The organism is Williamsia deligens, from assembly GCF_024171765.1.
GTDB lineage: Bacteria > Actinomycetota > Actinomycetes > Mycobacteriales > Mycobacteriaceae > Williamsia_A > Williamsia_A deligens.
In genome coordinates this window covers 199,886-220,460 of sequence record NZ_JAMTCI010000002.1, presented here as the reverse complement: position 1 = coordinate 220,460, position 20,575 = coordinate 199,886, and the positions used below count along the sequence as shown (strand labels likewise).

18 protein-coding genes and 1 riboswitch are annotated in these 20,575 nt (G+C 71.0%); of the genes, 15 read left to right on the top strand and 3 right to left on the bottom strand.

What is annotated here, in order from left to right; all coding sequences use genetic code 11:
- Positions 1-14 precede the first annotated feature (14 nt).
- From rpe to LX14_RS15285, 6 genes are all read left to right on the top strand, one after another.
- Positions 15-668: a ribulose-phosphate 3-epimerase gene (gene rpe / locus LX14_RS15310; protein WP_253648555.1), complete on the top strand. Its 654-nt coding sequence runs from the start codon at positions 15-17 to the stop codon at positions 666-668.
- 52 nt (positions 669-720) lie between these two features.
- A complete protein-coding gene (ribD, locus tag LX14_RS15305; protein WP_253648554.1) occupies positions 721-1,707 on the top strand; it encodes a bifunctional diaminohydroxyphosphoribosylaminopyrimidine deaminase/5-amino-6-(5-phosphoribosylamino)uracil reductase RibD in 987 nt (328 codons plus the stop codon).
- A 61-nt stretch (positions 1,708-1,768) separates the two neighbouring features.
- A riboswitch (FMN riboswitch) is annotated at positions 1,769-1,928 on the top strand.
- A 52-nt stretch (positions 1,929-1,980) separates the two neighbouring features.
- Entirely contained in the window at positions 1,981-2,622 is a 642-nt protein-coding gene (locus LX14_RS15300; RefSeq protein ID WP_253648216.1) for a riboflavin synthase, read from the top strand.
- On the top strand, positions 2,619-3,941 hold the full coding sequence (locus LX14_RS15295; protein WP_253648215.1) for a bifunctional 3,4-dihydroxy-2-butanone-4-phosphate synthase/GTP cyclohydrolase II: 1,323 nt from the start codon (positions 2,619-2,621) through the stop codon (positions 3,939-3,941). The genes LX14_RS15300 and LX14_RS15295 overlap by 4 nt, the downstream gene beginning before the upstream one ends.
- On the top strand, positions 3,938-4,423 hold the full coding sequence (gene ribH / locus LX14_RS15290) for a 6,7-dimethyl-8-ribityllumazine synthase (RefSeq protein ID WP_253648214.1): 486 nt from the start codon (positions 3,938-3,940) through the stop codon (positions 4,421-4,423). The genes LX14_RS15295 and ribH overlap by 4 nt, the downstream gene beginning before the upstream one ends.
- Entirely contained in the window at positions 4,420-4,893 is a 474-nt protein-coding gene (locus LX14_RS15285; RefSeq protein WP_253648213.1) for a PH domain-containing protein, read from the top strand. Before ribH ends, LX14_RS15285 begins: the two co-directional genes overlap by 4 nt.
- Before the next feature lie 331 nt (positions 4,894-5,224).
- Here the strand turns inward: LX14_RS15285 and LX14_RS15280 are convergent, their stop codons facing one another.
- Positions 5,225-7,195 carry a gamma-glutamyltransferase family protein gene (locus LX14_RS15280; RefSeq protein WP_253648212.1) on the bottom strand — a complete coding sequence of 657 codons (1,971 nt, stop codon included), beginning with the start codon at positions 7,193-7,195 and terminating at the stop codon, positions 5,225-5,227.
- Positions 7,196-7,247: 52 nt separating this feature from the next.
- On the opposite strand from LX14_RS15280, the gene uvrC reads away from it, so the two are divergent.
- From uvrC to ppc, 9 genes are all read left to right on the top strand, one after another.
- Positions 7,248-9,347, top strand: coding sequence for an excinuclease ABC subunit UvrC (uvrC, locus tag LX14_RS15275; protein WP_253648211.1), 2,100 nt, complete (start codon positions 7,248-7,250; stop codon positions 9,345-9,347).
- Positions 9,344-10,315 carry an RNase adapter RapZ gene (gene rapZ, locus LX14_RS15270; RefSeq protein ID WP_253648210.1) on the top strand — a complete coding sequence of 324 codons (972 nt, stop codon included), beginning with the start codon at positions 9,344-9,346 and terminating at the stop codon, positions 10,313-10,315. The genes uvrC and rapZ overlap by 4 nt, the downstream gene beginning before the upstream one ends.
- On the top strand, positions 10,312-11,373 hold the full coding sequence (locus LX14_RS15265) for a gluconeogenesis factor YvcK family protein (RefSeq protein WP_253648209.1): 1,062 nt from the start codon (positions 10,312-10,314) through the stop codon (positions 11,371-11,373). The genes rapZ and LX14_RS15265 overlap by 4 nt, the downstream gene beginning before the upstream one ends.
- Before the next feature lie 103 nt (positions 11,374-11,476).
- Positions 11,477-12,454: a DNA-binding protein WhiA gene (whiA, locus tag LX14_RS15260; protein ID WP_253648553.1), complete on the top strand. Its 978-nt coding sequence runs from the start codon at positions 11,477-11,479 to the stop codon at positions 12,452-12,454.
- 124 nt (positions 12,455-12,578) lie between these two features.
- A complete protein-coding gene (gap, locus tag LX14_RS15255) occupies positions 12,579-13,598 on the top strand; it encodes a type I glyceraldehyde-3-phosphate dehydrogenase (protein WP_253648208.1) in 1,020 nt (339 codons plus the stop codon).
- A gap of 14 nt (positions 13,599-13,612) precedes the next feature.
- Entirely contained in the window at positions 13,613-14,824 is a 1,212-nt protein-coding gene (locus LX14_RS15250; RefSeq protein WP_253648207.1) for a phosphoglycerate kinase, read from the top strand.
- A gap of 4 nt (positions 14,825-14,828) precedes the next feature.
- Positions 14,829-15,617: a triose-phosphate isomerase gene (tpiA, locus tag LX14_RS15245; protein ID WP_253648206.1), complete on the top strand. Its 789-nt coding sequence runs from the start codon at positions 14,829-14,831 to the stop codon at positions 15,615-15,617.
- A gap of 74 nt (positions 15,618-15,691) precedes the next feature.
- A complete protein-coding gene (gene secG / locus LX14_RS15240) occupies positions 15,692-15,925 on the top strand; it encodes a preprotein translocase subunit SecG (RefSeq protein WP_253648205.1) in 234 nt (77 codons plus the stop codon).
- Positions 15,926-15,992: 67 nt separating this feature from the next.
- A complete protein-coding gene (gene ppc, locus LX14_RS15235; RefSeq protein WP_253648204.1) occupies positions 15,993-18,824 on the top strand; it encodes a phosphoenolpyruvate carboxylase in 2,832 nt (943 codons plus the stop codon).
- 70 nt (positions 18,825-18,894) lie between these two features.
- Here the strand turns inward: ppc and pgl are convergent, their stop codons facing one another.
- Together pgl and LX14_RS15225 are read right to left on the bottom strand one after the other, a co-directional pair.
- Positions 18,895-19,635 carry a 6-phosphogluconolactonase gene (gene pgl, locus LX14_RS15230; protein WP_253648203.1) on the bottom strand — a complete coding sequence of 247 codons (741 nt, stop codon included), beginning with the start codon at positions 19,633-19,635 and terminating at the stop codon, positions 18,895-18,897.
- A complete protein-coding gene (locus tag LX14_RS15225) occupies positions 19,632-20,555 on the bottom strand; it encodes a glucose-6-phosphate dehydrogenase assembly protein OpcA (RefSeq protein ID WP_253648202.1) in 924 nt (307 codons plus the stop codon). The genes pgl and LX14_RS15225 overlap by 4 nt, the downstream gene beginning before the upstream one ends.
- Positions 20,556-20,575 lie beyond the last annotated feature (20 nt).

Below are 20,575 nucleotides of genomic sequence, written 5' to 3'. Positions count from 1 at the left end.
GTCCCGACCAGCCGATGATCGCCCCGTCGATCCTGTCCGCCGACTTCGCCAACCTCGCCCGTGAGGCCGACGCCGTCCGCGGCAGCGACTGGCTCCACGTCGATGTGATGGACGCGCACTTCGTCCCCAACCTGACCCTCGGGCTGCCGGTGGTGCAGAGCCTGCTGGGCGCCACCGACATCCCCATCGACTGCCATCTGATGATCGAGGACCCGGGTCGCTGGGCGCCGCCGTACGCCGAGGCCGGGGCGTACAACGTCACGTTCCACGCCGAGGCCACCGACGACCCGACCGCGGTCGCCCGCGACATCCGGGCCGCCGGCGCCAAGGCCGGGCTCAGCATCAAGCCGGGGACCGCGCTCGATCCCTACCTCGACATCCTCGGGTCGTTCGACACGCTGCTCGTGATGAGCGTCGAGCCGGGGTTCGGCGGTCAGTCGTTCATGCCCGAGGTCCTCGACAAGGTGCGCACCCTGCGGACCCGCATCGATGCCGACGACCTGCGGATCCTCGTCGAGATCGACGGCGGCATCAACGCCGACACGATCGAGCAGGCCGCCGAGGCCGGGGTCGACTGCTTCGTGGCCGGGTCCGCGGTCTACGGCGCCGACGACCCCGCTGCCGCGGTGCAGGCGCTGCGGGCGCAGGCCGCCGCCGTCCGCGGCTGACGACGTGTCCGACGACGTGCTCGGTGCGCACCCCGATGACCTCGTCGAGGCGATGGATCTCGCGATGGCACAGGGGCTGGCGGCCTGCGGTGTCAGTACACCGAACCCCCCGGTCGGGGCCGTCGTCCTCGACGCCCACGGTGTCGTCGTCGGTGCCGGGCACACCCAGCCCGTGGGCGGACCGCACGCGGAGGTGATGGCGCTGCGTCAGGCCGGGGCCGCGGCCGCGGGCGGGACGGCGGTGGTCACCCTCGAACCCTGCGACCACGTCGGCCGGACCGGTCCGTGCACGCGGGCACTGCTCGCCGCGGGGATCGCGCGGGTGGTCTACGCGGTCGACGATCCCGATCCCTTCGCCGGCGGGGGAGCGGGCACGCTGCGCGCATCCGGCGTCGACGTCGTCGCAGGGCAGTCCACGGGGGCCGCGTCGGACGGAGCACTCGCCGGGTGGCTGCACCGACGCCGCACGGGACGACCCCGCGTCACCGTCAAGATCGCCGCGACCGTCGACGGCCGGGTCGCCGCACCCGACGGCACGAGCCGATGGATCACCGGCCCGGTGAGCCGGGAACAGGTCCACGCCGACCGTGCGCGTCTCGACGCGATCGTCGTGGGCACGGGCACCGTCCTGGCCGACGACCCCGAACTCACCGCGCGGTACAGCGACGGCTCACCGCGCCACCGGCAGCCCCGCCGGATCGTCCTCGGCCACAGTGGTGTCCCCGCGGGCGTCCGGATGCGCAGCAGTGGTGAACCGCCGGTCGAGGTGCGCTCGCACGACCCTCTCGACGCCCTCGCCGCCGCCGGGGACGCGCTCGACGTCCTCGTGGAGGGCGGCCCGACGGTGCTCGGCGCGTTCCTCGCCGCCGGCATCGTCGACCGCGTCCAGGTCTACCTCGCCCCGATGGTCCTCGGGGCCGGCCGGTCGGCCGTGGACGACGTCACCGTCGCGACGTTGACCGATGCGCGTCGTTTCCGTCGGGTCGCGGTCACCGAACTCGGCGACGACATTCTCCTCACCCTGGTCGCAACCCCCTGACCGGCGGTTTCGCCCTCAACGCGTTCCGGTCCCCGGTCCGTTCTGTGCTAGCGTCGGAACCGCAAGTTCTCAGGGCGGGGTGCAATTCCCCACCGGCGGTGACGGCGTACGCGTCGAAGCCCGCGAGCGCCCGGACGACGACCGACAGGTTGGCGCCGGGGTCAGCAGATCCGGTGTGACTCCGGAGCCGACGGTCACAGTCCGGATGAGAGAGAACTGTCGTGGCCGTGCCGGCCGCGGACGTGCTGCCCTGAGTCGACGACAGGAGGCACGGTGTTCACCGGCATCATCGAGGAACGCGGCGAGATCATCCGCCGCGAGGACCTCACCGACGCGGCCCGGTTCGTGATCCGCGGGCCCCTCGTCACCAGCGACGCCGCCCACGGCGACTCCATCGCGGTCAACGGGGTCTGTCTGACCGTCGTCTCCGCTCCCACCGACGGCACCTTCGCCGTCGACGTCATGGCCGAGACGCTGCGCCGCAGTTCGCTGGCCGCACTCGACGCGGGCGCGCCGGTCAACCTCGAGCGCGCGATGGCCGCGGGTGGTCGTTTCGGCGGCCACATCGTGCAGGGCCACGTCGACGGCACCGGGACCGTCGCCGCGATCACCCCGTCGGAGAACTGGACGGTCATCCGCATCGCGATCGCCGGTCACCTCGCGCGGTACGTCGTGGAGAAGGGGTCCATCACCGTCGACGGCGTCTCGCTGACCGTCTCCGCGACCCCGGCCGACCCCACCGGCGACAGCTGGTTCGAGATCTCCCTCATCCCCACCACCCTCGACGTCACGACCCTGGGTCGACTCGCGGTCGGGGACACCGTCAACCTGGAGGTCGACGTGATCGCGAAATACGTCGAACGGCTGGCCGTCCCGCACGCGCGGGACCGCCGCGAGAGCGAGGCACCCGCATGACCGACATCCACCCGGACGTCACCACACCGATCGTCGACGCCGCCCACGGTGGCGTCGTCCTCGACAGCGTCGACCGCGCCATCGCCGACATCGCCGCGGGCAAGGCCGTCGTCGTCGTCGACGACGAGGACCGCGAGAACGAGGGTGATCTCATCTTCGCCGCCGAGAAGGCCACCCCGGAACTGGTGGCGTTCATGGTGCGCTACACCTCGGGTTACCTCTGCGTACCGCTCGACGGCGCCGACTGCGACCGGCTCGGTCTGCCGCCGATGTACTCGGTGAACCAGGACAAGCACGGGACCGCGTACACCGTGACCGTCGACGCCCGCGAGGGGATCGGCACCGGCATCTCCGCCTCCGATCGGGCGGCGACGATGCGGCTTCTCGCCCAGCCGTCCAGCACGGCAGGCGATTTCACGCGCCCGGGCCACGTGGTGCCGCTGCGCGCGAAGGAGGGTGGCGTGCTGCGCCGACCCGGCCACACCGAGGCCGCCGTCGACCTCGCCCGTCTGGCCGGTCTCGCCCCCGCCGGCGCGATCTGCGAGATCGTCTCGCAGAAGGACGAGGGCGCGATGGCCCAGACCGACGAGCTTCGGGGCTTCGCCGACGAACACGGTCTCGCACTGATCTCCATCGCCGACCTCATCGCGTGGCGTCGCCGCAACGAGAAGCACGTCGTGCGCGTGGCCGACGCGCGGATCCCGACCGAGCACGGCACCTTCCGTGCGGTCGGGTACACCAGCGTCTACGACGACGTCGAGCACGTCGCCCTCGTCCTCGGGGACATCGGCGGGCCCGGCAACCGGGGCGAGGACGTCCTCGTCCGGGTGCACTCGGAGTGCCTCACCGGCGACGTGTTCGGCTCCCTGCGGTGTGACTGCGGACCCCAGCTCGACAAGGCCATGTCGATGGTCGCCGCGGAAGGGCGCGGGATCGTGCTCTACATGCGCGGCCACGAGGGGCGCGGTATCGGGCTGATGCACAAACTGCAGGCATATCAGCTGCAGGACAACGGATCCGACACCGTCGACGCCAACCTGGAGCTCGGCCTGCCCGCCGACGCGCGGGACTACGGACTCGGTGCGCAGATCCTCGCCGACCTCGGCGTGACGTCCATGCGACTGCTGACCAACAACCCGGCCAAACGGGTCGGCCTCGAGGGGTACGGACTGCAGATCGTCGAGCGTGTCCCGATGCCGGTGCGCCCCAACGCGGAGAATCTGCGCTACCTGCGGACCAAGCGTGACCGCATGGGTCACGACCTCGCCGGCCTCGACGACTTCGCCGCCGACGACCTGGGAAGCGGGGAAGGCGCATGAGCGGCTCCGGCGAACCCGTCGTCGAACTCGGGGCCGCGAGCGGACTCCGGTTGGCGGTGGCCGCGTCGCAGTGGCACGCCGAGATCTGCACCGCACTGCTCGACGGCGCCCTGCGCGTCGCGAAGGACGCCGGGCTGACCGACCCGACCGTCGTCCGGGTGGCCGGCGCCATCGAGTTGCCGGTCATCGTGCAGGCGTTGGCGCGCACCCACGATGCGGTCGTCGCACTGGGTGTCGTCATCCGCGGCGAGACACCCCATTTCGAGTACGTGTGCGATGCGGTCACCGCCGGACTGACACGGGTGTCGCTCGACGAGTCCACCCCGGTCGGCAACGGCGTGCTCACCACCCTCGACGAGGCGCAGGCTCTCGCGCGCGCCGGGCTGCCGGGCTCGACCGAGGACAAGGGTGCCCAGGCGGCCACCGCCGCACTCGCGTCGGCGATCACGCTGGCGGAGCTGGCCGCGCGGGAACAGCGGTGAGCGAGGTCGCCTCCGGCGACCGCGACGGGTGGGAACTGGTCCACCGGTCGGTGCGCACCCCGCGGATCGCGATCGTCATCGCGACGATCGTCATCGCGATCCACGTCGTCGTCGGTGTCCTGCTGCGTGTCTCGGACACCGGCGTGCAGTTCCGTGTGTCCGACCAGGTCGGGCTCGCCCTGATCGGCGTCGTCATCGGACTCGCGATCCTGACCTTCACCCGCCCGCGCATCCGGGCCGGCGCCCAGGGCGTCGAGGTCCGCAACCTGGTGGGGGAGAAGACCTTCGGATGGGATGTCGTCGAGGGCATCTGGTATCCCGACAAGGGTCGGTGGGCGCGCCTCGAACTCCCCGACTACGAGAACGTCCCGGTGATGGCGATCCAGGCCGCCGACGGGCCGCTCGCCGTCGCCGCGATGGAGCGGTTCCGAGAACTCCACGCCCGCTACACCGCCGACGCCCCGTCCTGATCCGGCCGATCGCCCACACCCCACCCGTCGAGTGGGCGGTTGGAGACGTCGGTTGGGCGGTTGGACACGTCGGTTGGGCGGTTGGACACGTCGACTGGGCGGTTGGACACGTCGACTGTGCAGTTGGAGGGGTCGAGTGGGCGTCGCGACCTCAGACGCGTCGCCAACTGCCCACTCGACGTACGAAAGTGCCCAGTGGAGGTCTCCAACCGCCCACTCGATGTACGAAAGTGCCCAGTGGAGGTCTCTAACCGCCCACTCGACGTACGTGAGTGCCCACTCGACGGGTGAGGGTCGAGGGGGAGGGGTGAGGGGTGAGGGGTGAGCGGACCTAGCGCGTGTCCCCGGCGACGACGCCTTCGCGTCGGGGGTCGGCGCCACCGATCCATCCGTCCCCGTCACGCATGATCGCCCCCAGCCCGGAACTCTGGTCGGCCACCGACACCTGATGTCCCAGCGAGCGCAGTCGCTGCACCAGGGGATCGTGGTCACCGTTGTCGGCGGCGTCGATGTCAGGGTGCTCGCCCCCGACGTTCGTCGTCGGACCGTTCGCCGCCCCGAAATCGACCGCGGACACCGCCTGTTGCGGGTCGAGTCCCCAGTCGAGCATCGACACCAGCGTCTTGACGACGAACTGGATGATGACCGAGCCGCCGGGCGACCCCATCGTCCCGACAGGCGCGCCCCGGGACCCGTCCGGCTGCGCCGCGAACAGCAGTGTCGGCGACATCGAGCTGCGCGGTCGCTTGCCGGGGGCCACCCGGTTCGGCAGGGGACGTCCGTCGTCGCCGACGGGCGTCGCCGAGAAGTCCGTCAGCTGGTTGTTGAGGACGAACCCGTCGACGAGGTGGAACGAGCCGAAGGACGACTCGACCGTGGTCGTCATCGACGCCATGTTGCCCTGGCGGTCGACGATGGAGATCTGACTCGTCCCGTGCTCGGGGGTGTCGCGCCCCACCGGGACGTCACCGAGATCGCCGTGTCGGGCCGTCCCCATCGACCGTCTCGGATCGATCAGCGCGGCCCGGGAGCGCAGGTACGCGGGATCGGTGAGCGCCGCCGGCGACCCACCCGGGAGCGGGACGAAGTCCGTGTCGGCCACATAGGCATCGCGGTCGGCGTAGGCCAGTCGTTCCGCCTCGGAGACGAGGTGGACCGCCTCCGCCGACGGCCGGCCGCCGTTGCGGTCCGTCGTGGTCGGACCCATCGACGCCAGGTCGAACGACGAGAGGATCCCCAGCGTGGAGGCGACGGTGATCCCACCCGACGACGGCGGCGGCATGCCGCAGAGCACGTGGTCGCGGTACCGCGTGCACAGCGCGGTGCGTTTCTTGGCCCGGTAGCCCGCGAGGTCGGCCTCGGTGGTGAGGCCCGGCGTCATGCCGCCGGTGGTCCGTCCGATCGCCTCGACCACGTCGCGGGCGATGGCGCCGGTGTAGAACGCGTCGGGGCCATCGGTGGCGATCGCGCCCAACGTCTTGGCGTACGCCGGGTTGGTGAGGACCGTGCCCGCGGTCTTGGGCGACCCGTCGGGTTGCAGCAGGTACTGCCGGGCCTCCGCGTCGTTGGCCAACTGTGCGCGGCTGTCGGCGATGGCCGCGGCCATGCGCGGGCTGATCGCGAAACCGTCGTCGGACAGCGAGATCGCGGGGTCGAACAACGACCGCCACGACTTCTCACCGTGGTCGTCGTGCGCCATCTCGAGCATCCGCAGCACGCCGGGCGTGCCGATCGAGCGACCGCTCGCACGCGCCGAGGGGATCGGCGCGCGGGGGTCGGTGGCGCTGATGCGCCGGAGGTAGTCGTCGGTGGCCGCGGCGGGCGCCGTCTCCCGCCCGTCGTAGGCCTGGACCGAGTTCGACGCCTTGTCGTAGTAGACGAGGAACGCCCCGCCGGCGATCCCCGTCGCCTGCGGTTCGACGAGTCCGAGGACGGCCTGGGCGGCGACGAGCCCGTCGGCGGCGGTCCCGCCCTCCGACACGACATCGCATGCGGCTTTGGTGGCGAGCGGGTTGGCGGTGACGACGGCGAACGTGCGGGTGCGCACCGGCGTCAGCCCGGAGCGGTATCCCGTCGCCACCTCCGGTGCCGTCGAGATGTCGCGGGACGACGGTGTCGCATCGGATGGATTCGTGGCCCCCGACTGCGGCGCACCCGTCGCGGTGGCGGTGGAGCAGACCCCGGCGGAGGCCTCGTCGGAGGACGGCGACGAGCACGCCCCGACCCCCAGAGCCATGGCCGCGACCAGGCATGTCGCACGGATCCAGGTCGTCGTGGGACCGCTCGTGGCGCGTACCGGCATCGTGCAGACGCTAGCCGACCGGCCCGTCGGAGGGGCGTACTAACCTGGACCGGTGCCCGATCCGACCACGTACCGCCCGGCGCCGGGGACCATCCCGACCGCGCCGGGCGTCTACAAGTTCCGGGACCCGCACGGCCGCGTGATCTACGTCGGCAAGGCGAAGAACCTCCGTCAGCGCCTCACCTCGTACTTCGCGGATTTGTCGGGGCTGCACCCTCGGACACGCCGCATGGTCACCACCGCGGGATCGGTCGAGTGGACCGTCGTGACCACCGAGGTCGAGGCACTGCAGCTCGAGTACAACTGGATCAAACAGTTCGACCCGCGGTTCAACGTCCGCTACCGCGACGACAAGTCGTATCCGATGCTCGCGGTGACCCTGAACGAGGAGTACCCGCGCCTGTTCGTCTATCGCGGCCCGCGGCGCAAGGGGGTTCGGTACTTCGGTCCGTACGCGCACGCCTGGGCGATCCGCGAGACGCTCGACCTGCTGACGCGGGTGTTCCCGGCCCGCACGTGCTCGGCCGGAGTGTTCAAGCGGCACGGACAGATCGATCGCCCGTGCCTGCTGGGCTACATCGACAAGTGTTCGGCGCCCTGCGTCGGTCGTGTGGACGCCGCCGAGCACCGCCAGATCGTCGAGGACTTCTGCGACTTCCTCGCCGGCCGGACCGACCGGATGATCCGGAATCTCGAGAACCAGATGGCCACGGCGGCCGAGGATCTCGACTTCGAGCGTGCTGCCCGCCTCCGGGACGACGCGGGTGCCCTGCGACGGGCCCTGGAGAAGCAGGCGGTCGTCCTCGGCGACGGCACCGACGCCGACGTGATCGCGATGGTCGGCGACTCCCTCGAGGTGTCGGTGCAGATGTTTCACGTCCGCGGCGGCCGGGTGCGGGGTCAACGGGGCTGGGTGGTCGAGCGCGTCGACGACCTGTCCGGCTCCGACGGCACCGACGCACAGGACGAGAATTCACAGGAGGCCTCGAGCGCAGACCTCGCCGAGCAGGTCGGTCAGTTCCTCACACAGTTCTACGGCGAACAGGTCGATCAGGCGTCCACCGTCGACGACGGCGAACCCGGTGGGTTGGAGAGCGTCCCGCGCCAGGTCCTCGTGCCGGTCCTCCCGCCCGACGCCGACGAGTTCACCGCGTGGTTGAGTTCGCTCCGGGGTGCGCAGGTGAGCCTGCGGGTGCCTCAGCGCGGCGACAAGAAGGCATTGTTCGACACCGTCGAGCGCAACGCCGGCGAGGCCCTGACGCAGCACAAGCTCAAGCGCGCAGGCGATCTCACGACACGGTCGGCGGCGCTCACCGAGATCCAGGAGACCCTCGGCCTTGACGACGCCCCGCTGCGCATCGAGTGCATCGACATCTCCCACGTGCAGGGCACCGACGTCGTCGCCTCGCTGGTCGTGTTCGAGGACGGGTTGCCGCGCAAGTCCGACTACCGCCACTACGGCATCAGGGAGGCCGCGGGCGACGGCCGCAGCGACGACGTCGCGTCCATCGCAGAGGTGACGCGCCGCCGGTTCCTGCGCCACCGTGCCGACGCCCACCGCAGCGATCCCGCCGACCCCGGTGCGACGGTCTCGTCGGCATCGGATCCGTCGGCCCCGGTCGGGTCCGGTGACGCGGCGGGGGACAACGGTGGGGACATGGCACCGGAGGCCGCCATCGATCCCGCCACCGGCCGTCCCCGGCGATTCGCCTACCCCCCCAACCTGTTCGTCGTCGACGGCGGCGGGCCACAGGTCCGGGCTGCGGCCGACGTGCTCGACGAACTCGGTGTCACCGACGTCGCCGTCATCGGTCTCGCGAAGCGTCTCGAGGAGGTGTGGACCCCCGACGACGAGGATCCCGTGATCTTCCCCCGCTCCAGCGAGGCGTTGTTCCTGCTGCAGCGGGTCCGCGACGAGGCGCACCGGTTCGCCATCACCTACCACCGGAGCAAGCGCAGCAAGCGGATGACGGCGTCCGCTCTCGACGGTGTGCCCGGGTTGGGGGAGACGCGCCGGAAGGCCCTGGTGACCCACTTCGGTTCGGTCGCACGGTTGAAGAAGGCGTCGGTCGAGGAGATCGCCGGTGTGCCCGGTATCGGGCCGTCCACCGCCGCCGCCGTCCAGCGTGCGCTCGGGGAGGCGGCATCGTGACCGGCGACGGGCCGACGGCCGGCGGAGGACCCACCGACGGTCTGCCGTCGGAGGACGGCGCAGGACGGGGGATGGACGTCCTTCTGGTGACGGGGATGTCGGGTGCGGGACGCGGGACCGTCGCCCGCCTGCTCGAGGATCTCGGGTGGTACGTCACCGACAACGTCCCCTCCACGCTGATCCCGCGGACGGTGGTCGTCGCCCGCGAGCAGGACCCCGGCCTGACCCGCGTCGCCGCCGTGATGCGCACGCCGAGCGCCGCTTTCGCCGCCGGGGTGAGCGACGTCCGGGCCGGACTCGAGTCGACCGGGGCCGATGTGCGGTTGCTCTTCCTCGATGCCGACGACGCCGCCCTGGTGCGCCGTTACGAACAGGTCCGACGCCGACATCCGTTCCAGCAGAACGGGACCCTGGTCGACGCGATCGCCCGGGAACGCGCCGCGCTCGCCGGTGTCTCGGAATCGGCCGACCTCGCCGTCGACACCTCCGGGCTGTCGGTCACGGCGCTGCGCACCATCGTCGACAACGCGTTCGCCCAACCCGCGGGCACAGACGTCCAGATCACCCTGCAGTCGTTCGGCTTCAAGTACGGCGTCCCGATCGACGCCGACCTCGTCGCCGACGTCCGCTTCCTCCCCAACCCCTACTGGGTGGCGGACCTGCGGGAGCTGACCGGCCGGGACGCCCCGGTGTCGCAGTACGTGCTCGACCAACCCGGGGCCGACTCCTGGCTGGAGGCCTACGAGCGGGTCATCCGCCTGACAGCGCAGGGCTACACCCGAGAGGGCAAGCGCTACATGACCGTGGCCATCGGGTGCACCGGCGGCAAACACCGCAGCGTGGCCATGTCCACCGAACTGGCCCGTCGTCTCGCGTGTGCCCGAGACGACGACTGGCCGGGCGGGCGATTCGCCGACCTCACCCCGTTCGACGCCCGCGCCGTGCACCGAGACCTGGGGCGCGAATGACCGGCGCGACAACGGATCTGCGCTCGGTGGTGGCCCTGGGTGGCGGGCACGGTCTGCACGCCACGGTCACCGCGCTGCGGAGGGTGTTCGACCACGTCACCGCGGTCGTGACCGTCGCCGACGACGGCGGTTCGTCGGGTCGCCTGCGCTCGGAGCTCGGGGTCATCCCGCCGGGTGATCTGCGGATGGCACTGGCCGCCCTGCTCGAGGCGGACGCGGACGGGTCGGGCGATCCCTCCGCGCGGTGGGCCTCGGTGCTGCAACACCGGTTCGGCGGCCGGGGGGCGCTGGCGGGACACCCCGTCGGCAACCTGCTGCTCGCCGGTCTCGCCGATCATCTCGGTGACCCGGTGGCGGCGCTGGACGCGATGGTGGAGCTGTTCGGCCTCACCGGCCGCGTGCTGCCGATGTCGACGGTGCCGCTGAGCATCGAGGCCGACGTCTCGGGACTCGAGGACGACCCGCGCATCAGTCGGTCGATCGTCGGTCAGGTCGCCGTGGCCACGACGCCAGGCAAGGTGCGTCGCGTCCGGCTGCTGCCCGCCGACGCGCCCGCCTGCGACGCCGCGGTCGAGGCGATCGAGTCCGCGGACCTCGTCACGCTCGGCCCCGGGTCGTGGTTCTCCAGTGTCATCCCGCATGTCCTCGTGCCGGCCCAGCTCGCCGCGCTGAAGGCGACCCGGGCCCGCCGGCTGCTCTTCGTCAACCTGGCTCCGGAACCGGGTGAGACGAGCGGGTTCTCGGTGGAACGCCACCTGCACGTGCTGCACGCCCACGCCGACGACCTCCGCATCGACGACGTCGTCGTCGACGGCTCGTCGGTGCCGTCGGACACCGAACGCGACCACGTGGCGCGCGCCGCGGCACGCCTCGGTGCGCGGCTGCATGTCGGTGATCTCGCCCGGCCCGGGACCCAGGTACACGACCCGGCAAAAGTCGCGGCGATGGTGCATACCCTGACCCGCACCGGCCGGGGTGGCTACTCTGACGAGGCCGAGCCGTCCGGTGGGGCGACGGACGGAGACGGTGCCGGGGGAATCGACACATCGGCGGGGTGAACGGCGGGGCACCCCTGCGAGGACAACGCGTGTGGGGTCACGCGGACGCGACGAGACGACACTCCGGGCCGCGGCCCGGGCAGGAGGACGACAACCGGTGGCGATGACAGCGGCCGTCAAGGACGAGCTCAGCCGGCTCGTCGTGACACAGACGAGTTGCCGCAAGGCGGAGGTGTCGGCTCTTCTGCGCTTCGCCGGTGGTCTGCACATCGTTGCCGGGCGGGTCATCGTCGAGGCCGAGGTGGACCTCGGCAACGTCGCCCGTCGCCTGCGCAAGGAGATCTTCGACCTCTACGGTTACAACTCCGAGGTGCACGTCCTGCGGGGCGGCGGCATCCGCAAGGGGTCGCGGTACGTCGTCCGTGTGACCAAGGACGGTGAGGCGCTCGCCCGCCAGACCGGTCTGCTCGACATGCGTGGCCGTCCGGTGCGCGGCCTGCCCGCGCACGTCGTCGGTGGCGGTGTCTCCGACGCCGAGGCCGCCTGGCGTGGCGCCTTCCTCGCACACGGTTCGCTCACCGAGCCCGGTCGCTCGTCCGCCCTCGAGGTCAGCTGCCCGGGCCCGGAGGCGGCACTCGCCCTCGTCGGCGCCGCCCGCCGCCTCGGCGTGCCCGCCAAGGCACGCGAGGTCCGCGGTGCCGATCGGGTCGTCATCCGCGACGGGGAGGCCATCGGCGCACTCCTCACCCGCATGGGCGCGCAGGACACCCGGCTCACGTGGGAGGAACGCCGGATGCGGCGCGAGGTGCGGGCCACCGCCAACCGCCTGGCCAACTTCGACGACGCGAACCTGCGACGGTCCGCGCGCGCGGCGGTCGCCGCGGCTGCACGCGTCGAGCGCGCGCTCGACATCCTCGGCGAGGACGTCCCCGGTCACCTGCTCGCGGCCGGACGACTGCGCGTCGAGCACCGTCAGGCGTCGCTGGAGGAACTGGGCCAGCTCGCCGATCCGCCGATGACCAAGGACGCCGTCGCCGGACGCATCCGCCGCCTGCTGTCGATGGCGGACAAGAAGGCCCTCGCCGAAGGCCTCCCGGACACCGAGTCGGCCGTCACCGCGGATCTGCTCGACGACGCCTGAATCCCACGCGCCCGCGTCACGCGGGCACGGACCGCCCGTCGCGGGTCACGGGCCGCCCGATTAGGGTGATCGGTGACCGCGGGCCGTGGGGCTCGCACCATCGGTACAGCAAAGGGAGCACAACGTGACCGTTCGGGTAGGCGTCAACGGATTCGGCCGCATCGGCCGGAACTTCTTCCGCGCGGTCGAGGCCCAGAAGGCACTCGGCACCACCGACATCGAGATCGTGGCGGTCAACGACCTCACCGACAACGCCACCCTGGCGCACCTGCTCAAGTTCGACTCGATCCTCGGCCGCCTCGACGCCGACGTGTCCCTCGAGGGCGACGACACCATCGTCATCGGTGACGCGAAGCTGAAGAGCCTGTCGGTCAAGGAGGGCCCCGCGGCCCTGCCGTGGGGCGACCTCGGCGTCGACGTCGTCGTCGAGTCGACCGGCATCTTCACCAAGCGCGACAAGGCCCAGGGCCACCTCGACGCCGGTGCCAAGAAGGTCATCATCTCCGCGCCCGCGTCCGACGAGGACATCACCATCGTGCTCGGCGTGAACGACGACAAGTACGACGGCAGCCAGAACATCATCTCCAACGCCTCGTGCACCACGAACTGCCTCGGCCCGATCGCCAAGGTCCTCAACGACGAGTTCGGCATCGTCAAGGGCCTCATGACCACGGTCCACGCCTACACCCAGGACCAGAACCTGCAGGACGGCCCGCACGCCGACCTGCGTCGCGCCCGCGCCGCCGCGATCAACGTCGTGCCCACCTCGACCGGTGCCGCCAAGGCCATCGGTCTGGTGCTGCCCGAACTGAAGGGCAAGCTCGACGGCTACGCCCTGCGCGTGCCCATCCCCACCGGCTCGGTCACCGACCTCACCGCGCACCTGCGCACGGCGGCCACCGCCGACGAGATCAACGCTGCGATGAAGGCCGCCGCCGAGGGGCCGCTCAAGGGCATCCTGAAGTACTACGACGCGCCGATCGTCTCCTCCGACATCGTCACCGACCCGCACAGCTCGCTGTTCGACGCCGGTCTGACGAAGGTCATCGACGACCAGGCCAAGGTCGTCTCCTGGTACGACAACGAGTGGGGCTACTCCAACCGCCTCGTGGACCTCATCGGTCTCGTCGGCAAGTCCCTCTGAGCGGCCCGCACACGATGGCGCTCTCCACGCTGACCGATCTCCTCGACACCGGGGTGTCCGGCCGCATCGTCCTGGTGCGCTCGGATCTGAACGTCCCGCTCGACGGGTCCGCCATCACCGACCCGGGGCGCATCGTGGCCTCGGCGCCGACCATCGCCAAGCTGGCCGAGGCCGGCGCGTCGGTGATCGTCACCGCGCACCTCGGTCGCCCGAAGGGCGAACCGGACCCGAAGTACTCACTCGGCCCGGTCGCGCAGCGGCTCGGCGAGGAACTCGGCCGCAACGTGCAGCTCGCGTCCGACGTGGTCGGCACCGATGCGCTCGCCCGGGCTGAGGGCCTCACCGACGGTGACGTCCTGCTGCTGGAGAACATCCGGTTCGATCCGCGGGAGACGTCCAAGGACCCGGCGGAACGGCAGGCTCTGGCGAAGGCCCTCGTCGAGCTGGTCGGGGACGACGGCGCGTTCGTCTCGGACGGGTTCGGCGTGGTCCACCGCGAGCAGGCGTCGGTCTACGACGTCGCGAAGTTGCTGCCGCACTACGCCGGTGACCTCGTCCGCTCCGAGGTGGAGGTGCTCCGCAAGCTCACCGCGGAGGTGGAGCGCCCCTACGCGGTGGTGCTCGGCGGGTCGAAGGTCTCCGACAAGCTCGGCGTCATCGAGGCGCTCGCCCCCAAGGTCGACACGCTGGTCATCGGCGGGGGCATGGCGTTCACCTTCCTTGCCGCGCAGGGGTACTCGGTGGGGACGTCGCTGCTGCAGGACGATCAGATCGACGTCTGCAAGGACCTGCTCGAGCGGTTCGGGGACGTGATCCACCTCCCGGTCGACGTCGTCGTCGCCGACGCGTTCGCCGCGGATGCGAACGCGAAGACCGTCGCGTCGTCGGAGATCCCGGACGGGTGGATGGGGCTCGACATCGGCCCGGAGTCGGTGAAGCGTTTCGCCGCCGTGTTGTCCGGTGCGCGCACCGTCTTCTGGAACGGCCCGTCGGGCGTCTTCGAGTTCGAGGCGTTCGCCGCCGGGACCCGGGGGGTCGCCGAGGCCATCGCGGCCGCCACCTCCGGCGGGGCGTTCAGCGTCGTCGGTGGCGGTGACTCCGCGGCGGCGGTGCGGTCGCTCGGTCTGCCCGACAGCGACTTCTCGCACATCTCGACCGGCGGCGGTGCGTCGCTGGAATACCTGGAGGGCAAGAAGCTGCCCGGCCTGACGGTTCTGGAGGACTGACTCGGTGGCCACGCGCAAGCCGCTCATCGCGGGCAACTGGAAGTGCAACCTCAACCACCTCGAGGCGATCGCCCTGGTGCAGAAGATCGCGTTCGCCCTGCCGGCGAAGTACTTCGCGCATGTCGACGTCACGGTCATCCCGCCGTTCACCGACATCCGCAGCGTCCAGACGGTCGTCGACGGTGACAAGCTGCTGCTGACCTACGGCGCCCAGGATCTCTCCCGGCACGATTCCGGTGCGTACACCGGGGAGATCAGCGGGTCCTTCCTGGCCAAGCTGGGGTGCTCGTACGTGATCGTCGGGCACTCGGAGCGGCGGACGCTGCACGGCGAGACCGACGAGATCGTGCTGGCCAAGGCGAGCGCCGCGCTGCGTCACGAACTCACCCCGATCGTCTGCATCGGCGAGGGGCTCGAGGTGCGAGAGGCGGGCGACCACGTCGCCCACAACGTGGCGCAGCTGCGGGGCTCGCTGGCCGGTCTCACCGCCGAACAGATCGCGAACGTCGTCATCGCCTACGAGCCGGTGTGGGCGATCGGGACCGGTCGGGTCGCGTCGGCCGCCGACGCCCAGGAGGTGTGCGGCGCTGTTCGTGCGACCGTGCGGGAACTCGCCGGCGACGACGTCGCCGCCGGGGTCCGGGTGCTGTACGGCGGGTCCGTGAACGCCAAGAACGTGGGCGAGATCGTCGGTCAGACCGACATCGACGGCGCCCTCGTGGGCGGGGCCTCGTTGAAGTCCGACGAGTTCGCGACACTGTCGGCCATCGCGGCCGGCGGACCGCTTCCCTGAGCGACCCCCACGACACGTACACTCACACGGTGCGCGGCCGGGTTCGGTCGTGCGCCGACGACCGGAGGATTCGAGTGAAGTTCGCGTTGGACATCGGACTGGTGATCACCAGTGTGCTCATGGTGGTCCTGGTGCTGCTGCACCGCGGTAAGGGCGGCGGCCTGTCGTCGCTGTTCGGTGGCGGCGTGCAGTCGAGCCTGTCCGGCTCCAGCGTCGTCGAACGCAACCTCGACCGACTGACGATCTTCGTCGGCGTCATCTGGTTCATCTTCATCCTCGGCATTGGGCTGGACATCAAGCTGTCCTGACCTCGGACACCGGCCCGAACGGGTCGCGTGCCCAGCGTCGTCCGCCGTCGGCGGGGATACTGGGTCGATGACGGACACCAGCGCCCCCACCGAGATCGACGCGACGTTCGCCGCACCGTCGGACGCACCCGTCGCGTCCACCGCGACCGGGCGGGCGGCGACAGAGCCACTGCGACAGGACATCCGGCTCCTCGGCGGTCTCCTGGGCGACGTCGTCCGCGAACACGCCGGTGAGACCATCTTCGATCTGGTCGAGCGGTCGCGGGTCGAGTCGTTCCGTGTGCGACGCTCCGAGATCGACCGCGGCGAGCTGGCCGACATGCTCGCCGGCGTCGACACCGCGGAGGCGATCCCGGTCATCCGGGCGTTCTCCCATTTCGGCCTGTTGGCCAACCTGGCCGAGGACATCCACCGTGAACGGCGCCGTGCGGTCCATGTCCGGGCCGGCGAACCGCCGGTGGCGAGTTCGCTGGCCGCCACCTGGTCCGCACTGGCCACAGCGGACCTCTCCGACGAGCAGGTCGGCGAGGCCCTCGCCGACGCCGCCGTGATCCCCGTCATCACCGCTCACCCCACCGAGACCCGTCGTCGGACGGTGTTCGAGGTGCAGCGGCGCATCACCGACCTCATGCGGTACCGGGACCGCACCGATCTGACCCCCGACGAGGACGCGGAGGTCACCGAGGGCCTCCGGCGACAGATCCTCACCCTGTGGCAGACCGCGCTCATCCGCCTCGAACGACTCCGTATCGAGGACGAGATCGAGGTCGGACTCCGCTACTACGACGCATCCTTCTTCGACGTGATCCCGACGCTGAACGCGTCGCTGCGTGATCACCTGCGTGAGCAGTACCCGGCGGCCGGGCTGTCCGACGACCCGATCGTGCGCATGGGGTCGTGGATCGGTGGGGACCGGGACGGCAACCCCTTCGTCACGGGCGACGTGGTGGCGCTGGCCACCGGGCGCGCGGCCCGGACCGCACTCGACCATCACCTCGGAGAACTGACGACCCTCGCCCAGGAACTGAGCATGTCGTCCCGGCTGGTGTCCGTGAGCGACGCTCTCGTCGACCTCGGGGGCGCGGACCCCGGTGACGTCGCCGCCGACGAGCCCTACCGACTCGCGCTGCGCCACATCCGATCGCGGCTGCTGGCGACCGTGCGTGACCGCTTCGGCGGGGACGCGGAGGCGCCCGGTCCGCTCGACGACCCGTCGGCGGAACCCTATGCGGTGGCCACGGACCTGCTCGCCGACCTCGATGTCGTCGATGCGTCGTTGCGCGAGAACAACGACTCGGCCCTCGCCGACGACCGTCTGCTGCGTCTGCGGGAGTCCGTGCGCACGTTCGGTTTCCACCTCTCGGGCCTCGACATGCGTCAGAACTCCGACGTGCACGAGGAGGTCGTCGCCGAGCTCCTCGCGTGGGCCGGTGTCCACGACGACTACGCCTCGCTCGACGAGGACGACCGGGTGCAGATCCTCGTCCACGAACTGTCGCATCGGCGCCCGCTGATCGGACCGGGCGCGGAGCTCGGGGAGCTCGCTGCCAAGGAGGTCGCGATCGTGCGTGCGGCGGCCGCCGCGGTCGCCGCCTACGGGCCGGAGGCGGTGCCGAACTACGTGATCAGCATGTGCACGTCGGTCAGCGACATGCTGGAGGCGGCGCTGCTGCTCAAGGAGGCGGGCCTGTTCGACCCGGGCGCCGCGGGGGAGTCACCGACGTGCACGGTGCGCGTGGTCCCGCTGTTCGAGACTATCGAGGACCTGCAGCAGGGCGCGGCGACGCTGCGCGCCGTCCTCGCCGTGCCGCTGTACCGGGCCGTGGTCGCCGCACAGGGCGACACCCACGAGATCATGCTCGGCTACTCCGACTCCAACAAGGACGGCGGCTACATGGCCGCCAACTGGGCGCTGTACCGCGCGGAACTCGACCTCGTCGAGGCCGCGCGCGAGGCCGGCATCCGGCTGCGGCTGTTCCATGGTCGCGGGGGCACGGTCGGTCGCGGTGGCGGTCCGAGCTACGACGCGATCCTCGCCCAACCGCCGGGGGCGGTCCAGGGCGCCCTGCGTCTCACCGAACAGGGTGAGGTGATCGCCGCGAAGTACGCCGAACCCGTTCTCGCCCGGCGCAATCTGGAGACCCTGGTCGCCGCGACGCTGGAGTCCACCCTGCTCGACGTCGAAGGGCTCGGCGACGACGCGGACGCGGCGTATGCGGTCCTCGACGAGATCGCCGCCCTCGCCCGTGCCGCGTACTCGGCCCTCGTGCACGAGACCCCGGGCTTCGTCGAGTACTTCACCACCTCGACGCCCCTGTCGGAGATCGGTGCCCTGAACATCGGCAGTCGGCCGGCGTCGCGCAAGCAGACGGAGAAGATCTCCGACCTGCGCGCCATCCCGTGGGTCCTGTCGTGGACGCAGTGCCGCGTGATGCTGCCCGGGTGGTACGGGACGGGGTCGGCGTTCGAGCAGTGGGTCGGCGACGACGCCGAGCGCCTCGAGACGTTGCGTCGGCTCTATCGGACGTGGCCGTTCTTCCGGACCGTGCTGTCCAACCTCGCGCAGGTGATGGCCAAGTCGGATCTGGGCCTGGCGGAGCGCTATTCGCATCTCGTCGCCGACGAGGACCTGCGGTCGCGGGTGTTCGGCATGATCACCGACGAGCACCGTCGCACCATGGCGATGTACTTCGCGATCACCGAGACCGACGACCTCCTCGCCGACAACCCGTCGCTGGCGCGGTCGGTGTTCAACCGGTTCCCGTACCTCGAACCGCTCAACCTGCTGCAGTTGGAGTTGTTGCGGCGCTTCCGGTCCGGCGACGACTCACCGCAGGTGCGTCGCGGCATCCAGCTGACGATGAACGGCCTGGCGACCGCACTGCGCAACAGCGGCTAGCGCCGGCCGCCCACTCGACGTCCACAACCGCCCACTCGACGTCCACAACCGCCCACTCGACGGGGTGACGTCAGAGGTCGGCGGATGCTGCGGCGTCGACGAACCACACCGTCGCCTCGGTGCCGCCCACCGATGCGCACGGCCACGCCGCCGGATCCCCGCCGCCGACGCCCGCGGCCGTGGCCTCCGCCTTGTCGGCACCGGCGACCAGGAACCACACCTGGCGGGCACGGGTGACTGCGGGGACGGTCAGGGTGATGCGCCGCGGCGGCGGCTTGGGCGAGTCCTCGACCGCGACGACCGTCCGCTCACGCTCCGCGAGTGCATCGGTGTGGGGGAACAGCGAGTTGATGTGGCCCTCGCCGCCCATCCCCAGCAGGTGCACGTCGAAGGCCGGCGTCGACCCCCCGTCGCCCCGCTCCTGGAGGAGACGCGCGTAATCGGTAGCGGCGGCATCGATGTCGTCGCCGAACTCACCGTCCGACGGCGCCATCGCGAACACCCGTGCCGGGTCGACGTCGACGTGGTCGAGCAACGCCTCGCGTGCCTGGCCGTGGTTGCGTTCGTCGTCGTCGTCGGGAACGAAGCGGTCGTCGCCGAACCAGATGTCGACGGACCGCCAGTCGATCTGTGAGCCGTTGTCGCGCAACCACTCCAGCAGCGCGATCCCGTTGCTCCCGCCGGTGAGGACGATCGACGCGGTGCCCCGGTCGCGCTGCGCGGCGACCACGGTCTCGACCAACCGGCGACCGGCCGCGTCGACGAGCTCGGTCTTGTCGGTGACCTCGACGACCTCGGGTCGAACACTCACGCCGGTACCTCCGCCTCGGGTCGGGACAGGCGCTGCACACCCTGCAGCGCCAGGTGATAGATCTCGTCGGGGTCGAGGCGACGCAGTTCCTCCGCGATGCACTCGCGGATGCCGCGGGTCGCCATCGCGATGCGCCCGTCGGGCTTGCCCGGGTTGCTGAGCACCGCGGTGTTGTTCTGGTCGACGGCGAGCACCAGCGGACCCGACGCGCGGTCGAGCCGGATCTCGAAACTCCCCACGGTGCGGACGACGTCCACACCGAGCTGCGACCGCAGCCAGCCGGCGAGCAGGTCGATCGACGGCGACCGCGCGGGACCCGCGACGGTGGCCGACGTGACCGGCTCGAACGGCGGCCGGTCCAGTGACGCGGTGAGGATCGCACGCCAGTAGGTGATCTGCGACCAGGCCAGGTCGGAGTCACCGGGGGAGTAGGACTCCAGCCGCGTGGCGAGCACGGCGTCCGGGTCGGACGCATGACCTGCATCGGTGATCCGGCGGGTCGCCAGGCGTCCCAGAGGATCTCCGGCGGGGTCGGCGGGTGCGTCACCCGGCCACCACGTCACGACGGGGGTGTCGGGCAGGAGGAAGGGCGTCACCACGCTGGACGCGTGTCCGGTCAAACCGCCGTAGAGCCGCAGCACGACGACCTCCGAGGCACCCGCGTCACCGCCGACGCGGATCTGCGCGTCGAGGCGTGTGGCTGCCGCGGGGTTGCCCAGCGACACCACGATCACGCGACACGGGTGCTCCCGACTGGCCTCGTTCGCCGCGTCGATCGCACCCTCGGTCGGCTGCCCTTCGGCGGCACACACCACGAGGGTCAGCACACGGCCGAGCGTGACCGCGCCGCCGCTCTCGCGGATGGTGACGAGCTTCTTGCTCACCTTCTCGGTGGTGGTGGCCGGGAGGTCCAGGATCACCGGAGGGGCTCCTTCACGGG

Coding starts and splice junctions, on each gene's coding strand:
- rpe (WP_253648555.1), top strand. CDS start 15: ATGATCGCCCCGTCGATCCTGTCCGCCGACTTCGCCAACCTCGCCCGT.
- ribD (WP_253648554.1), top strand. CDS start 721: ATGGATCTCGCGATGGCACAGGGGCTGGCGGCCTGCGGTGTCAGTACA.
- LX14_RS15295 (WP_253648215.1), top strand. CDS start 2,619: ATGACCGACATCCACCCGGACGTCACCACACCGATCGTCGACGCCGCC.
- ribH (WP_253648214.1), top strand. CDS start 3,938: ATGAGCGGCTCCGGCGAACCCGTCGTCGAACTCGGGGCCGCGAGCGGA.
- LX14_RS15280 (WP_253648212.1), bottom strand. CDS start 7,195: ATGCCGGTACGCGCCACGAGCGGTCCCACGACGACCTGGATCCGTGCG.
- LX14_RS15265 (WP_253648209.1), top strand. CDS start 10,312: ATGACCGGCGCGACAACGGATCTGCGCTCGGTGGTGGCCCTGGGTGGC.
- whiA (WP_253648553.1), top strand. CDS start 11,477: ATGACAGCGGCCGTCAAGGACGAGCTCAGCCGGCTCGTCGTGACACAG.
- LX14_RS15250 (WP_253648207.1), top strand. CDS start 13,613: ATGGCGCTCTCCACGCTGACCGATCTCCTCGACACCGGGGTGTCCGGC.
- ppc (WP_253648204.1), top strand. CDS start 15,993: ATGACGGACACCAGCGCCCCCACCGAGATCGACGCGACGTTCGCCGCA.